The organism is Erythrobacter ani (assembly GCF_019204025.1).
GTDB lineage: Bacteria > Pseudomonadota > Alphaproteobacteria > Sphingomonadales > Sphingomonadaceae > Erythrobacter > Erythrobacter ani.
The window spans coordinates 534,388-549,610 of sequence record NZ_JAGSPB010000002.1 but is presented as its reverse complement, the minus strand read 5'-3'; the positions used below and the strand labels follow the sequence as shown (position 1 = coordinate 549,610).

15 protein-coding genes are annotated in these 15,223 nt (G+C 62.1%); 7 read left to right on the top strand and 8 right to left on the bottom strand.

Annotation, left to right across the window (positions count from 1 at the left end):
• Nucleotides 1–15: 15 nt before the first annotated feature.
• The 3 genes from KCG45_RS09540 to KCG45_RS09530 form a co-directional block, all read right to left on the bottom strand.
• Nucleotides 16–762 (bottom strand): SDR family NAD(P)-dependent oxidoreductase, encoded by a 747-nt coding sequence (locus KCG45_RS09540; protein WP_218317017.1) that lies wholly within the window; start codon nucleotides 760–762, stop codon nucleotides 16–18.
• Nucleotides 763–805: 43 nt separating this feature from the next.
• Entirely contained in the window at nucleotides 806–1,309 is a 504-nt protein-coding gene (locus tag KCG45_RS09535) for a hypothetical protein (RefSeq protein ID WP_255548114.1), read from the bottom strand.
• A gap of 205 nt (nucleotides 1,310–1,514) precedes the next feature.
• Nucleotides 1,515–2,657, bottom strand: coding sequence for an acyl-CoA dehydrogenase family protein (locus tag KCG45_RS09530; protein ID WP_218317016.1), 1,143 nt, complete (start codon nucleotides 2,655–2,657; stop codon nucleotides 1,515–1,517).
• A 234-nt stretch (nucleotides 2,658–2,891) separates the two neighbouring features.
• Between KCG45_RS09530 and KCG45_RS09525 the strand changes: the two genes are divergently transcribed.
• A complete protein-coding gene (locus tag KCG45_RS09525) occupies nucleotides 2,892–4,232 on the top strand; it encodes a DUF418 domain-containing protein (RefSeq protein ID WP_218317015.1) in 1,341 nt (446 codons plus the stop codon).
• Between the two features lie 130 nt (nucleotides 4,233–4,362).
• Entirely contained in the window at nucleotides 4,363–4,965 is a 603-nt protein-coding gene (locus KCG45_RS09520) for a hypothetical protein (RefSeq protein WP_218317014.1), read from the top strand.
• A gap of 78 nt (nucleotides 4,966–5,043) precedes the next feature.
• Here the strand turns inward: KCG45_RS09520 and KCG45_RS09515 are convergent, their stop codons facing one another.
• From KCG45_RS09515 to KCG45_RS09500, 4 genes are all read right to left on the bottom strand, one after another.
• On the bottom strand, nucleotides 5,044–5,859 hold the full coding sequence (locus KCG45_RS09515) for a ferredoxin--NADP reductase (protein WP_218317013.1): 816 nt from the start codon (nucleotides 5,857–5,859) through the stop codon (nucleotides 5,044–5,046).
• 142 nt (nucleotides 5,860–6,001) lie between these two features.
• Complete coding sequence (locus KCG45_RS09510) at nucleotides 6,002–6,697, bottom strand: 4-helix bundle domain-containing protein (RefSeq protein ID WP_218317012.1); 696 nt, start codon at nucleotides 6,695–6,697, stop codon at nucleotides 6,002–6,004.
• Nucleotides 6,698–6,699: 2 nt separating this feature from the next.
• On the bottom strand, nucleotides 6,700–7,734 hold the full coding sequence (locus tag KCG45_RS09505) for a Fe(3+) ABC transporter substrate-binding protein (RefSeq protein ID WP_218317011.1): 1,035 nt from the start codon (nucleotides 7,732–7,734) through the stop codon (nucleotides 6,700–6,702).
• A 60-nt stretch (nucleotides 7,735–7,794) separates the two neighbouring features.
• Complete coding sequence (locus KCG45_RS09500; RefSeq protein ID WP_255548113.1) at nucleotides 7,795–8,814, bottom strand: ABC transporter ATP-binding protein; 1,020 nt, start codon at nucleotides 8,812–8,814, stop codon at nucleotides 7,795–7,797.
• Nucleotides 8,815–8,903: 89 nt separating this feature from the next.
• Between KCG45_RS09500 and KCG45_RS09495 the strand changes: the two genes are divergently transcribed.
• The 5 genes from KCG45_RS09495 to KCG45_RS09475 all read left to right on the top strand — a co-directional run bounded on the left by KCG45_RS09495 (nucleotide 8,904) and on the right by KCG45_RS09475 (nucleotide 14,385).
• The gene (locus KCG45_RS09495; RefSeq protein ID WP_218317010.1) at nucleotides 8,904–10,529 is read left to right on the top strand and encodes an ABC transporter permease; all 1,626 of its coding nucleotides are present in this window, start codon (nucleotides 8,904–8,906) and stop codon (nucleotides 10,527–10,529) included.
• A gap of 86 nt (nucleotides 10,530–10,615) precedes the next feature.
• Nucleotides 10,616–11,617: a magnesium chelatase ATPase subunit I gene (locus KCG45_RS09490; RefSeq protein ID WP_218317009.1), complete on the top strand. Its 1,002-nt coding sequence runs from the start codon at nucleotides 10,616–10,618 to the stop codon at nucleotides 11,615–11,617.
• Entirely contained in the window at nucleotides 11,614–13,305 is a 1,692-nt protein-coding gene (locus KCG45_RS09485; RefSeq protein WP_218317008.1) for a magnesium chelatase subunit D, read from the top strand. The genes KCG45_RS09490 and KCG45_RS09485 overlap by 4 nt, the downstream gene beginning before the upstream one ends.
• A complete protein-coding gene (gene bchO / locus KCG45_RS09480) occupies nucleotides 13,302–14,198 on the top strand; it encodes an alpha/beta fold hydrolase BchO (protein WP_218317007.1) in 897 nt (298 codons plus the stop codon). The genes KCG45_RS09485 and bchO overlap by 4 nt, the downstream gene beginning before the upstream one ends.
• A gap of 13 nt (nucleotides 14,199–14,211) precedes the next feature.
• Nucleotides 14,212–14,385 carry a hypothetical protein gene (locus tag KCG45_RS09475; protein ID WP_218317006.1) on the top strand — a complete coding sequence of 58 codons (174 nt, stop codon included), beginning with the start codon at nucleotides 14,212–14,214 and terminating at the stop codon, nucleotides 14,383–14,385.
• A 3-nt stretch (nucleotides 14,386–14,388) separates the two neighbouring features.
• Here the strand turns inward: KCG45_RS09475 and KCG45_RS09470 are convergent, their stop codons facing one another.
• Nucleotides 14,389–15,213, bottom strand: a complete 825-nt coding sequence (locus KCG45_RS09470; RefSeq protein ID WP_500794279.1) for a carotenoid 1,2-hydratase family protein — start codon at nucleotides 15,211–15,213, stop codon at nucleotides 14,389–14,391.
• Between the last annotated feature and the right edge of the window lie 10 nt (nucleotides 15,214–15,223).

Genomic DNA, 15,223 nt, shown 5'->3' with positions numbered 1-15,223 from the left:
ATCAACCGAAGTCCCTCAGCTCAGCGTCAGCCCGCCATCGACCACGATCGTCTGTCCGGTGATGTAGCTCGCCAGCGGCGAGGCGAGGAAAAGGGCCGCGCCCGCCATATCCTCTGGGGTGCCCATCCGCCGAAGCGGGATCGATTGCAGCGCACCTTCGCGGCGGTCGGGATGGTCCGTGGTCACGCTCGTCAGCTTGGTCGGAACAAGACCCGGCGCAATGCCGTTTACGCGGACGCCGTCTCTTGCCCACGCTTCGCCGAGCGTCTTCACAAGGCTCGCCGCTCCCGCTTTGGACGCGGCATAGGCGGGCGTACCGATGGTCGATTTGAACGCGGCCACAGATGACACGATGATCATAGCGCCGTCGCGTTCTGCCAAGCCGGAATGGAAAGCGCGGGCGACGTCCATCACCGAGTTCAAGTTGACGTCGACGACGTCGTCCCACCCCTCGCGCTCGAATTCCTTGCGCTTGTACCGGACGATGCCCTGGCTCTGAACGAGCACATCGACCGGGCCGACGGTTTCGGCCAGTGCGGCTGCCGCACCGCGATCCATCACGTTGAGGCAGTGATAGGAAAGCCCGCGAAAATCGCTGTCTTCCGCTTCCAGATAATCGCCCGCATCGGGCCGCGTGCCGGTGACGATCACGTCAGCGCCGCTCGCGCGAAAGCCCTGCGCGATGCCATTGCCGATCCCGCTCGACCCGCCGATGACGAGGACGCGCTTGCCAGTAAAATCAAGAGGGTTGGTCGTCATCATAGCGCTCCTTTTGCCTCTTCGCCCCGGTCACTCGGACCGGCGATCAGGATTGGTAGTACACAAGCGCCGACATACCTAGCCAGGTTGTAAACATCACCAGATAAGGCCAGCGACTTGGCCAAAGCCTTGCGACCAGCAGCGTGGCCGCGCCAGTTCCGCCCAAAGCGAGCAACGCCGCCCATGCCGCGAACATGCCGATGCCTGTGAACGCAGCTTGGATTGCCATATTTGCCCATTGAGCGGGCAACAGGGCCAACAGCCAGTCCGGCAATGCGTCCGGCTGCGCTAAGGCGGTGAGCACGATCGCGGCCTCGCCAGCGACTACGAATACTGCGATCCACCATCCCTTGCCGGGCGTACTCTTGGCAAACAAAGCGCCCCGTGCTGCGAAACTGATACTCGCCACAAATACTGCCAGCCCGAACGTCAGCAGATTTGGCAGCTGCGGCAGTCCGACAGTTTGTGCCAGAAGCAAAAGAGCGACGACGGTCGCCAGGGCGAGAAAGACGCCTATCGCAAAGCGGCCGGTCGCTGCCGCGGCGATCATTCCGGATCCCATCAGACCAATGGCAATTATCGGGCCAACCCCTGAGGCGACCGGCAACGGAGAAGCTTCGTGCGAAACCAGCAGTATTGCCGCAGCGGGAGCCACAATACCGATCAGCACCACGCAGGCCCAGGCCGGCGCGGACCAACCCAATGGGGCAGGTTTAGACAAAGAGCTTATCGGACCGATACCGGGTTGAGCAGGCTCAAATCGAGCGACTCACCACTTCCTTCATGATCTCGCTGGTACCGCCATAGATGCGTTGGACGCGTGCATCGCGCCACAGCCGCGCGATCGGGTATTCGTTCATGTAACCCGCACCGCCATGCAGCTGCAGGCAGGCATCGACCATCTCCCACTGCATTTCGGTGTGCCACAGCTTGGCCGCGCTAGCCTCGTCCGTGGTCAGTTCGCCGCGCAGGTGCCGGGCGATGGCCCAATCGAGGTGCGCCCAGCCGACTTGGAGCTTCGCCTTCAGATCGGCGAGCGTGAACTTGGTGTTCTGAAACTCGAACACGGTGCGCCCGAACGCCTTGCGGTCCTTGGTGAACTTCACCGCTTCGTCGAACGCGCGCTGCGCCCCGCCCTGCGCACTGACGGCGATGCTGAGACGTTCCTGCGGCAATTCTTCCATCAGGTGGATGAAGCCGCGTCCCTCGCCGCCCAAGATGTTGGTCTTGGGCACGCGCACATCCTGGAAAAACAGCTCGGACGTGTCGGCGGAGTGCTGCCCGATCTTGTCGAGATTGCGCCCCCGTTCGAACCCCGGCGTGTCGGCGTCTACCAGCACGAGGCTAGTGCCTTTCGCCCCGGCGGTAGGATCGGTCTTCGCCACGACGATCACGACATCGGCGTTCTGGCCATTCGTGATGTAGGTTTTCGAGCCGTTGACGACGAGGTGATTGCCATCCGGAATCGCAGTGGTTTTCACACCCTGAAGATCGGACCCTGCACCCGGTTCCGTCATGGCGATGGCGGTGATGATATCGCCCGAAATCATACCGGGGAGATATTTCGCCTTCTGCTCGTCGCTGCCGAGCCGTTCGAAATAATTGACCGTGATGTCGTTCTGCAGGGTGAAGCCCGCCGATGTGCCGAGATAGGCGAGTTCTTCGGCGAGCACGCAATTGAACCCGAAATCGAGGCCCAGCCCGCCATTCTCCTCGGCGACAGTGGGGCACAGCATGCCCGCCTCGCCCAGTGCCTTCCACGCCTTGCGCGGGACTACGCCCTCTTCCTCATGCTGGTCGAGATACGGCTCCATATGCTCGGACAGCACTTTGCGAACGGTATCGCGAAACGCCTCGTGGTCTTCGTTGTAGGCGGTGCGGTACGAGGTATCGAGCATGCAGATTATCTCTCTTCCAAAAATTGGGTTTTCTTCTGGAACGGATTGAAGCGCGTGGGGCCGCGGGGGTCAAGCGCGAAAGGTGCAACGTTGGCGATCAAAGAGGACAAAGCGCCTCAGCCAGTTGCATCGAGCGCAATCAGCTATACACAGGGAGCGACTGAACGCGCAGGCCACCTGCCGCCTTCAGGTTTCATGGGTCGCACATGAAAAGCCAGACCTTGGGGGGGTACGATGGCCAGCAGTGCGACCGCATTTGAAGATCGAAAATTCGACGCCGCAACACCGGACATGGCGCCTGCCAGTCCGACGTCCAGCCGCATTGCCGCGCTGGATTTTGTGCGGGGAGCGGCGCTGTTCGGCATCCTGCTGATGAACATCACCGGCTTCGGATTGCCGAATGCCTACAGCAATCCGATGAATGCGGGAGGCGCAGAGGGCGCTAACCTCCTCTCCTGGATCATCATCCAGATCGGTTTCGAAGGGACTCAGCGCGGATTGTTTTCCATGCTGTTCGGCGCGGGCGTGATCCTGTTCACGAGCAGGCTGGAAGCGAAGGGCCGCTCCGATGTGGCAGACATTTACATGCGGCGAAATCTGTGGCTCGCGGCGTTCGGCCTGGTGAACGGCTATCTCCTGCTGTGGAGCGGAGACATCCTGTTCTATTACGGATTGACCGCTCTGCTGATCTTTTCGTTCCGCAACATGATGCCGAAATGGTTGCTGCTGATCGGAGCGGGGGCTCTGCTGTTCAGCGCGGCACTCAGCGTGAAAAGCGCAACGGGCATGATGGACGATTACAACACGTTTGCCGCGTCGCAGGTCAGCGGCGCACAGCTTACGGATGAGAGGCAAGAACAGGCGGAAAGCTGGGAAAAAGCGGTAGCCGATCACGAGCAGACAGAGGAAGAACGGCAGGCCTACACAGCCGCGCGCACTGGCGGATATTCGAGTGCATTCTCACAGGTCGCAGCCGAAACCGGGCAGGCGCAAAGCTGGGGTTTTTATCGCTACATGGCCTTCGACGGGTTCGGCATGATGCTGATCGGCATGGCGTTGTTCAAATGGGGCGTTTTCACGCTTGAAAGGTCGCAGCGCTTTTACTGGGGTCTCGTCATCGTGGGCTATGGCATCGGATTGACCACAAACACGCTCGAAACGCGATGGGTGATGGAGAATGATTTCAGCCTGCTGGCCTTCAACCAGAGCTGGGTGACATATGATCTTGGCAGGCTGGCGACGACTGCAGGCCATTTGGGGCTGCTGCTGCTGATCGCGCGATCGCGCGTGTTCCCGCTGCTCCAGCATGCGGTGGCCTCAGTGGGCAGAATGGCGTTCACCAATTACCTGACGCATTCTGTCGTCTGCGCGATCTTCTTTGTCGGCTTTGGGTATTTCGGTCAGCTACAACGGTTCGAGCTGTACTATGTCGTCCTGATCGTGTGCGTCGCGCAATTGATCCTCAGCCCCATCTGGCTCAAATATTTCAAGATGGGCCCGCTCGAATGGCTGTGGCGCTACCTCACCTACATGGAGGCCCCGGCGATGAGGAAGAGGGCAATGGCTACGGCATAGTGATCGCGAGGCGGCGGGCGCTTCGATTGCATGCGAGCTTGTGGAATAAGGGGTTTGCTCCAGTTGCAAGCGCTGGTCCTTTCCCGAAGCTTTGCTAGGGGTGCCGCTGAAAGGAAGCAGCTGCCGCTCAATGACTGTTCCTCCCGAAATCACGCATTACTACTCGCGCTCTGACCGCCCGTTTCAAAACTTGAGTGATTTGCCGCCGGGCGAGCTGGCAGAAGTCCTCGCGGCCTTGAACGAGCGCAAAGCGAACAATCCGGATTTCAAGCGGGTATTCGGCGGTCGTTACATGGATTTACGGAGGAAGACGGAACGAAAACTACTACGTCTCTTCAAGGAACGCGGTGGCAAACCGGGCAGGCAATCGCCGCACTATTTTGTCTTGGGCGAATGCGCGTGGTTTTCCGGTCTATATCCTGATCCGGAGGCCGTAAAACTCGATTGGCGCACGCTAGCGCGAGAGCAAGTGAGTTTCACTTACCCCGACAGTTTTATCTCCATGCGGCTGGGAGCTGAGTTTGGCCTCCCGCCCGAACCTCTCAAGCCCTACCACGAAAAAGTGTTTCTCCTTGATGAGCTGGAGGACGTCGTCGCCGAATTCGGACTCCCCAATGGTGCAGAAGACGACGAATACGACGGTTATCACAAGCGAGAATTCGAGAAGTACATTGAAGTGCAACTCTGGAGCGACCGCCCGGTCGTAGACATTTTGCAGCGCCGCAATCGATAACATAGGATCGATCGCCAGCCCGTCTGGCAATTTGAGAGGTGACAGCCTCTCGGTCTTGAGACCTATCGGGCTCGCGCCTTACCCTACGAAAGCACGCTCAATCACGAACTGGCCGGGTTTGTTGTTTGCGCCTTCCTCGAATCCGCGGTTTTCCAGGTCGGCGGCGTGGTCCTTGATCATGGCCATTGATCCACACAGCATCACCCGGTCATCCTCCGGCACGAATTTCTGCGGGCCCTTGCTATCCTTGAACAGGTCGCCGCTGTCGAGCAGCGTCTGGATCCGGCCTGTTGTCCGGAATGCTTCACGGGTCACCGTCGGCACATAGATGAACCGTTCGCGGTCTTCGTCTTCAAGCAGCGGATCGCCTTCGAGCTTCGATTCAAGTAATTCGCGGTACGCCAGCTCATCCTTGTGACGGACCGAATGGACGACGATGACCTCGTCATACATCGCATACACTTCGGGATCGCGCACCAGGCTCATGAAAGGCGCGAGGCCGGTGCCGGTCGAAAGCATGAAAAGTCGCTTGCCCGGCAGCAGCGCGTCGGTGACGAGCGTGCCGGTCGGCTTCTTGCCGAGATAGATAGGATCGCCCACCTTGATATGCTGGAGCCGTGAAGTCAGTGGGCCGTCCTGCACCTTGATCGAGAGGAATTCGATTTCCTCGGCATAGCTGGGGCTCGCCATCGAATAGGCGCGCAGCAGGGGCTTCCCATTGTCGCCCGGCAGGCCGATCATCACGAACTCGCCCGAGCGAAAGCGGAAGCTCGGCGGGCGGGTCATCTTCAATGAAAAGAGCGTATCGGTCCAATGGTGGACGTGCGTGACGGTTTCTACCGAAAGCGCGCCGCTTTCCTGAAATTGCTCACGATCGGTGATGGGCTGGTTCAAAACTTGGGCCTCGAATGTGAAATGTTCGCCGCACTTCGCGCGGCAATATCGGGGGCGCAAATGGACGTTTCGCGCCGCTGCATCAAGGTAGTTTAGTAATAAGGGTTGAAAGTGCGGCTTGCCGCTGCGGCCCTAAGTGGAGTCAGGGAAGGCGTGATTTCACTCGCTCTGCCTGATTGCTGATTGCCTCTGAACTGGCAGGATTATCGGGTAAGGTCGGCGCGTTCTCCGGCCACAGGGCGATCAGGGCGTCAAGCTCGGGCATCACTTCGCTGCGCTGTTCCGTAGGGAGGTCCTGCGCGAGCTGCCGCGCGACGACGGCGAAGCCCCAGGCGTCCTGGTACTCGCCCGCGTCTGTCACAGCGCCATCCGTCACCCCGACGCCATATTCCTCGACCGCAAGGTCCATGAGATACTCGATGAGCGCGCCCGTCTCTCCGCCGGCAGCCGCGCGCATATCGGCCAGATTGGCCTCGACTTTTGCCAGCTGCGGCTCGATTTCTTGTGCGGGTCGTCCTGCGTCCAGCGCTTGGGACACGGCTTCGAACGGCGCGGGGTCGAATCCGATCGCGTCCAACCCTTCGCGCTCCTCAGCGTAGCTTTCCGAGACTGGGTGCAGCAGATGCGGACCGCCCTCTGCCCCTTCGCCGGCACGGTAAAGCGCTATGCCTGCTTCGACATGGCCCGCCATGAATACCAGCCGTTTGGCCAGCTCATCGCGATCGGTGGAGACTGGTGTCTCTTGCGCTGTGTCGGCGGACTGTTCAGCAGCGCAACCCGTCACCGCCAAGGCTATGGCGGCGGCAAGCGCGCGTCCAAACAGCCTCGCGGATCGCACGGTCAGTTCCACCCGGCCCGGTCGAATATCTCCACAGCTTCACGCTGATTCTTGCCGATCTCAGCCGCGTTCAAAGTGTCGGGTTTGAAATCGCCGAGCATTTCGACCGCCGAGTTTGCTTCGAGGCCGCTGACTGCCGGGTATTCATTGTTGCCATCGGCAAAGTACCGCTGCGCGCTTTCCGAGGTCAGGTATTCGAGGAAACGGATGGCGTTTTCACGGTTGGGTGCGGTCTTCACCACCCCGGCACCGCTGATGTTGATGTGGGTGCCCGCGCCGTCCTGATCGGGGAAGATGACGCCAAGATTATCGAAGATCGCTTTTTGGTCTTCACCTCCACCTGCAAAGCGTGCGAGGTAATAGGTGTTCACAACCGCAATGCGGCATTCGCCCGATGCGACAGCCTCGATCTGCGCGGTGTCGTTGCCCTGCGGATCGCGCGCGAAATTCGACACGACGCCTTTGGCCCATTCCTCGGCCGCTTCCTCGCCGCGATTGGCGATGATGCTGGAAAGCAGCGAAATGTTGTAGATGTTGGACGACGAGCGAATGCAGATTTCGCCCTCGAATGCAGGATCGGCGAGGTCGGCGTAGCTTTCCAGTCCCTCGGGCTCGCCCGCATCCCTGTTATAAATAATCACCCGGGCGCGGGTCGACAGCCCGAACCAGAGATTGTCCGGATGACGAAGGTAGATCGGCAGACGCTCGGCGAGAATTTCGCTTTCTACCGGAGAGAGCACTCCAGCCTCTTCTGCGCGCCAGAGCCGTCCGGCATCGACCGTGATGAGAATATCGGCCGGTGAGAATTCGTCTTCGCTCTGGATCCGTTCGATCAGGGCGTCGGCTTCCGCCTCGATCAGGTTTACCTCGATCCCGGTCTGCGCGGTGAAGTCTTCATAGAGCGCAAGATCGGTGTCGTAGTGGCGCGAGGAATAGAGGTTCACCACCCCGGCATCGGTTTCCGTATCCGCTTCTTCCCCCGACCCGCACGCTGTGACGGCGAGCGCCAGCAGGCCGGCCACAATACTCTTTTTCATCGAAAACCCTTCCATCCAAGTTTTGCGAGTGATTATCATTATTACAGGATCACGCAAGCGCTAAGTGCGCGCAAATGCGCGAATGCTGTTCGGTTTAGGGGTCACCTTGTACCGCGTTCCGGGTGCAGCGGCGGTGCCGGTTTCGACCGTGATTTCCTGACCGTCCTGCGCTGAAAGCAGCACGCGGAAATCAGCGCCTACCGGGTGAATGTCACGCACCGCAAGTCCAGCGGGATCAGGCACGATGTCGAGCCCGTTTGCGAACAACAGCAAATCCAATTGCGCCGTATCCGGCAAATCTCCTGCAACCGTATCCTGCAACCATGTTCCGAACGCCGTCCGCAGGCCAGCACCGTCGCGCTCCGCCGAGACGACCTGCGCACCGCCGAAGATCGCACCGACAGATGCAGTCGCCGGCGCCTGGTGCAGTTCATCGGGAGTGCCGAATTGCACGATCCGCCCCGCTTCCATCACCGCGATCCGGTCTGCGATATCGAGCGCTTCGGACGGATCGTGAGTGACCAGCACCGTGGTCGCGCCCTGCTCGCGAAGGAGGATGCGGCAATCGCGGCGCAGGCGGCGGCGCAGCACGATATCGACGCTCGCGAATGGTTCGTCCATCAGCAACACCTGCGGGCCAGGTGCCATCGCTCTTGCAAGCGCGGCGCGTTGCTGTTGCCCGCCGGAAAGCTGGTGCGGATAGCGCGCACCCAGCCCCGTCAGCCCCGCGTGATCGAGCCAGCTTTCCACTTTGCCGATATCGTCCCGGCCAAGCCCGAAACCGATATTTTGCGCGATCGTCATGTGCGGGAAGAGCGCGCCGTCCTGGAACACCAGCCCGACGGGGCGCTTCTCCGGCGGCGGATTGCGGCTCTCGTCGGCAAGCACTTCATCGCCGAGCCGCACCAACCCCCGCTGCACCGGCAATAATCCGGCAGCAAGGTTCAGCAAGGTTGACTTTCCGCAACCCGACGATCCAAGCAGGCAGGTGATCTCACCCGTCGGTGCGGTGAAGCTGACGTCTTCAAGTGCCTGCACTGAACCGTAAGCATGGGCAATATGGCGAAATTCGAGGCTCAATTGTGGGTTCCGGCTAAAATGGATGCGCGCACGTGGTAAGCCGCCTTAGGCAAGTTGACGCGTCCGAAGCAAGCACGCCTCGCGCTTCGATGCGAAGCTGGAGCGTGGATGGCTGGCTGCTATCGGCGGTCATCGTTGCGGCGCTCGCCGCACTGCCGATCATCGCGATCCTTGCCTCCGCTCCCAGCGGGGGGATGGAAGCGCTGTCGCATCTCGCGGGATCGGTCCTGCCGCGGTACGCGGGTAATACGCTGTTGCTGATGCTGCTCGCTGGCGGCCTGGCATTGATGATCGGCGCAGGCTGCGCCTGGCTGGTGAGTGCGGCGGAGTTTCCGGGCCGTCGTTTGTTGAGCTGGGCCCTCGTCCTTCCGCTGGCGGTGCCCGCTTATATCGGGGCGTATATTTACGCAGACCTGCTTGATTTTACCGGACCCGTCCAATCGGGCCTTCGCGCGCTCACCGGCGCGCAAGTGGGCCAATACTGGTTCCCGCAAGTGCGCTCGCTGGCGGGCGGCGCCTTCGTGCTCGCAATCGTGCTCTATCCTTATGTCTACCTGCTCGCCCGCGCTGCCTTCGCTACGCAAAGCCAGTCTCAGTTCAAGGCCGCGCGCAGCCTTGGCGCGTCCCCTTCGCGCGCGTTCTTCCGCGTTGCACTTCCTGCCGCGCGGCCTGCCATTGCAGGGGGATTGGCGCTGGTCCTGATGGAAGTGCTCGCCGATTTCGGTGTCGCCCAATATTTCGCCATCCCGACTTTCAGCACAGGCATATTCCGCAGCTGGCTGCTGATGGGGGACAAGCAGGTCGCACTGAAACTCGCAGCGATCATGCTTGTGTTCGTGATCGTCCTGATTGCGCTGGAGACCGCGACCCGCAAGGGGCGGAGCGACAGCCAAGACGGTCTTGCGAGAGGCACGGCCGGGCCGTTGATCGCGTTGTCTCCCATGGGCAAGGCCGGAGCGGCGCTGGCCTGCATCCTGCCCGTTCTCCTCGGTTTCGTCATTCCCGCTGCGCACTTGCTGTGGCTATCGGCAAGCGATGTCGCGCTTCAGGCAGCGGGCGGGCTCGGCACCTATGCCAGCGGAAGCCTGTGGCTGGGCCTAGCGACTTCAATCGCATGTCTGCTTACGGCCCTGCTGCTTGCCTTTGCGAAGGCGCGCACCACCAGCCGCGCGGTCAAAGGGACCATTCGCATCGCGACTCTTGGCTATGCGCTGCCCGGCGCATTGCTGGCGGTCGGATTGCTTGCGCCTCTGGGAGCTGTCGATGTCAGCCTTACGCGCTTTGCCCGCGACAGCCTGGGTTATGACGGCGGGTTGCTGCTCACCGGTACAAGCATCATCCTAATCTACGCGCTATCGGTTCGGTTCCTGACGGTGGCGTACAATTCGGTCGATGGCGGCCTGTCGAAGATCCCCCCCTCGCTCGACGCGGCGGCCCGGTCGCTGGGTGCAAACCCCGCGCGCGTCCTTGCCCGCATCTATGTGCCCCTGCTGCGGCCCAGCCTTTTGGGCGCGGCAGCGCTCGTCTTCATCGACACAGTCCGGGAATTGCCCGCGACCCTGATCCTGCGCCCGTTCAACCTCGAAACGCTGGCGACGCGCACTTACCGCCTTGCGAGCGATGAACGGCTGGTCGAAGCCTCGATCCCCGCTCTCATCCTGCTCGCCGCAGGTCTTCTGCCCGTGCTGCTGCTCAATCGGATCGCGAAACAATAGTCAGGCCCGAGTGTCAGGGCGAATTGTCACCTCAAATCGTCAGAGGCGCTTGTCCAATCGCGCAGCAGCGTTCACAAGAGCCCGCAATGGCTAGGTTTCCTTTTTCTGCAATCGTCGGTCAGGACGAGATGAAGCAGGCGTTGCTGATCGCGGCCGTCGATCCGAGCGTCGGCGGGGTGATGGTTTTCGGTGATCGCGGGACGGGCAAATCCACCGCAGCGCGAGCGCTCGCAGGGCTATTGCCGCAAATTTCCGCAATTGCGGATTGCCGCTATGGCTGCACCGGGGAGCAGCGTGGCACCTGCCCCGATCCGTGCACATCGGGCCGGGTGCGCAAACGCGACGTCCCGTTTGTGGATCTGCCGCTTGGCGCGACCGAAGACCGCGTGATCGGCTCGCTCGATCTGGAACGCGCATTGAGGGCAGGTGAGAAGGCGTTCGAACCGGGACTGCTGGCAAAGGCGCATCGCGGGTTTTTGTATATCGACGAGATCAACCTGCTCGAAGATCACCTTGTCGACCTGCTGCTCGACGTCGCCGCATCGGGCGAGAACGTGGTCGAGCGCGAGGGGTTATCGGTGCGCCACCGGGCCAAGTTCGTCCTGATCGGCAGCGGCAATCCCGAAGAGGGGGAATTGCGCCCTCAGCTGCTCGACCGGTTTGGCCTCTCGGTCGAGGTGCGCACGCCCGAAGACATCGAAACGCGCGTGGAGATCATGCGGCTGGTCGCGGCGAACGAACGCGATCCCGCAGGCTTCGCGGAAAAGTGGGCTGGCGAGGACGAGAAAACCCTTAAACAGATCGCACGCGGAAAAGCGAAACTGGCCAAGCTGGAGCCGGGCGAAGACGTGCTTACCGACGCGGCGCAATTGTGTCTTGCGGTCGGGGCTGATGGCCTGCGCGGCGAACTGACATTGATGCGGGCGTCGCGGGCGCTTGCCGCGCTGGACGGCGCGCGTTCGGTCAAGCGCGAACACCTCATCGCAGTAGCGCCCTCAGCGCTGCGTCACCGGCTGCGGCGCGATGTGCTCGACGAAACCGGATCGACCGCGCGGATCACCCGCGCCATCGACGAATTGTTCGGATGACACCGGCGGACCCGCCCGATCCCATTCAAGATGCCGCCCTGGCGGCGCAATTGCTCCTAATCGCTCCCGCATCGTTCGGGGGCATGGCGCTGCGCGGATCGAGCCCCGCGCGCGATCTGCTGGTCCAGGCAATGGGCGAGTCTGGAGCGATCCGAAAGCTTCCCGGCCATATCGATGACGAGCGATTGCTGGGTGGAATAGACATCGCTGCAAGCCTTTCGGCAGGCCGCCCGATCAAGCAATCCGGCCTGCTGGCGGAGGCCAAGGGCGGCTTGCTGCTTGTGCCCATGGCGGAGCGGATGGGCGACGCCATTGCGGGCAGGCTCGCCCAGGCGCTCGATCAGGGCGATATCTCGCTTATCCTGCTGGACGACGGACGAGAGCCCGATGATTCGCCGCCGGCAAGCCTGATGGAACGGTGCGCGTTTCACTGCAACCTCACCCATTCGCGCGCAGCTACTCCGATCAACCTGACTGCAAAAACCGCACTCGATCTGGGTGCGGTGGACCCGCTCGAAGATGAAGCGCTCGAGGCGCTGGCCGCGACGGCTGCAGCCCTTGGAGTGCATTCCCTGCGTCCGCTGCTGGCGGCGGGCCAGGCGGCAAGAGCGCATGCGGCCCTCACCGGGCGGCGTGTTCCTTCACAGACTGATCTTGCGGTTGCTGCGCGACTGGTGCTCGCCCCGCGCGCCACGCAGCTTCCTCCCGCCGAAGAGCACCAGCAAGAGGATACCCCCGCTGACCCGCCGCAGGATCATGGCGATGAGCGGGAGGACACGGACAGCAAGCGTCCAGATCAAACGCTTGATGAAATGCTGGTCGAAGCCGCCGCAGCGACGATCCCGGCGGACCTGCTTGCGCAATTGGCGAAGGGTCAGGCACCGCGTAAATCATCGGGAAGCGGATCGGGTCAAAGGCGCAAATCGGGCGTTCGCGGAAAACCGCTGAGCGCCCGGCCCGGCATGCCGCACGGAGGCGCGAGGCTCGCCCTGATCGACACACTGCGAGCCGCCGTGCCGTGGCAGGCAATCCGCCGCCGCGAACAGCCCGGCGCGGAGCGCAACGCGATCCTCACGCGCAAAGATGATCTCAGGGTTCGCCGGTTCGAGGAAAAGGCCGCGCGCGTCACGATCTTTGCCGTCGATGCCTCAGGCTCTGCGGCAGCTGCCCGTCTTGCCGAGGCGAAGGGAGCTGTCGAACTGATGCTGGCTCAGGCCTACGTCACCCGCAGCGAAGTCGCGCTGATCGCGTTTCGTGGCGATAATGCGGAGTTGCTGCTGCCTCCCACACGCTCGCTAACGCGGGCGCGCCGGGCGCTCGCAGAGCTGCCGGGCGGAGGCGGCACACCGCTGGCGATGGGATTGAACGCTGCGCGCGAGGCCGCGATCAGCGTGAGGGCGCGGGGGCGCACCGCCAGCCTCGTGTTCCTCACCGACGGGCGCGGCAACATCGCTGCTGACGGTGCACCGGGCAGAAAACAGGCGAAAGAAGACGCGGAGGCCGCTGCCAAGGCAATTGCCCGCGAGGGGATAGATGCGCTCGTGGTGGATATCTCCGCCCGGCCCGGACCCGACGCTCCCGCGCTTGCGGATCTGATGCAGGCCCGTTTTCTGGCGCTGCCGCGCGCCGATGCAAAATCGCTGCACGGTGCGATCTCCGCGATGCAGCCTGCACGGTCAGCCGCATGAGCCGCGCGCTCCGATGGGACCACGAAGGGCTGATCTGGCCGCACCGCGAGGCGAGCGAATTCGTGCCGGTCGGCCGAACCCGCTGGCACGTCCAGCGAATGGGCGATCCGGAAAGTCCGCTTCTATTGCTGCTCCACGGCACCGGTGCGTCGGTGCATTCCTGGGGACCGTTGATGCCGCTGCTGGCGGAAACGCATCATGTCATCGCCCCGGACCTGCCCCGCCATGCATTCACGGCGGGACACCCGCCCGATGACATGTCGCTTCCGCGAATGGCGAGCACCCTTGCGCGTCTGCTGGATACACTCGGTGCCGCCCCCTCTGCGATAATCGGCCATTCGGCCGGCGCTGCGCTGGCCCTTCAGCTGGCGCTCGACCATCAGTATTCAGGGCCGATCATAGGCCTCAATTCAGCGCTTCGCCCCTTCCCCGGCCTCGCCGCCCAGCTCTTCCCCGCGGTAGCGAAGCTCCTCTTCGTCAATCCGCTCGTGCCCCGTCTCTTCTCAGGGGCAGCGGCGCTATCCGGCGATACCGACCGGTTCATTCTCCGGGCCACCAATTCGCAGATCGGTGCCGATGGCCTCGCCTGTTACGAAGCGCTGCTGTCAAATTCCCGCCACACTAAAGGCGCGCTTGCGATGATGGCGAACTGGGATCTGCCCACGCTGCGCACGCGGATGCGATCGGTCTCTAATCCCGTGCTTATGGTGCATTCGGACAAGGACGCGGCGATCCCCCTCGATTGGGCGCAGGAGGCGCATGGATGGCTGCCCGACGCTGCCCTCGAAGTGATCGAAAATCTCGGCCATCTCGCGCATGAGGAAGCGCCGGATCAGGTGATGGCGCACATCTCCCCCTTCCTCGCCGCGCATGCTATGGCGCCGGCGACCTAGCGAGGACCGGCAGATGGATGACAATTTCGGCTGGATTGAGATCGTTTTCTTCTATGGAATCGCGATCAGTTTCGGCCTGTGGCAGTGGTGGAAAATGGACCGTGACCTGAAACAGATCCGCAAGGAAAAGGCCGAGGCCGAAGCTGAAGCTGAGGCTAAAACCAATGCGGATACGCCGGAGGAGTGACGGTCAGCGTTTTTGCCGCGGCATCCGGTATGGCAGCATGAACTGCACCAGTGGCGAAGCAAAACGTCGCATATCGAGGCTTTCCTGCACCGACACCACATCCTCACCGTAAAGCCTGGAGGCCAGCTCCGACCGTGCATAGAACGGAGTATCCTCCCACGTGCGGCTGACTTCCGCAAAGCCGATTTCGGAGCGCGTTCGGCGCGCAATGCCCCATCGGCTGCTGGGCAAGTCGGCGGATGGCGGCAACTGGGCTTCATCGGGAATTCCGTCCGCGCCGAAACGGATTGCGCTCGCGAAAACGGATCCGTCGCCGCGTTCGCCTTCATAGCATACCACCGCCCCGCTTTTCATGTGCGCGCGCGACCAGTGCCATACTCTGAAACCGTTTTCGAGCGGCTCCGATCCGCGGTTGTGATCGAAATAGCCCGCCCCACTCCAAGATACGGCCGGTTCTTCCATGGCGACCTCGATCCGGGCGCGCGGCGCCATGCAATGCCAGATGTGGTTTTCGCTTGGGTCGAGCGCGAAACATGCGGGATTGAGCGCTTCGGGAATGACCCGGACCTTGCCCCGAACCGGCCGGCGAAAGGGATTGAACAGCCGCTTGTCGCGCTCCTCGATCGTGATCTCCAGCGCGTCGCCCTTCCATTCGACATGGCTCGGGCCGATCTGAAGGTTGGTCACGTCGCGTGACACCTTGCCAGAGGGCCGCTCCGTCATCGCCCAGCGTGCGCGCGGGCCATACAGCGCGACGTTGAGCGAGCAATGGTTGAGCGGGTCGTTCCTGCCGCTGCGCTTGTAATAGGGAGAGAAAACACTCCCCAGGAAGGCGATA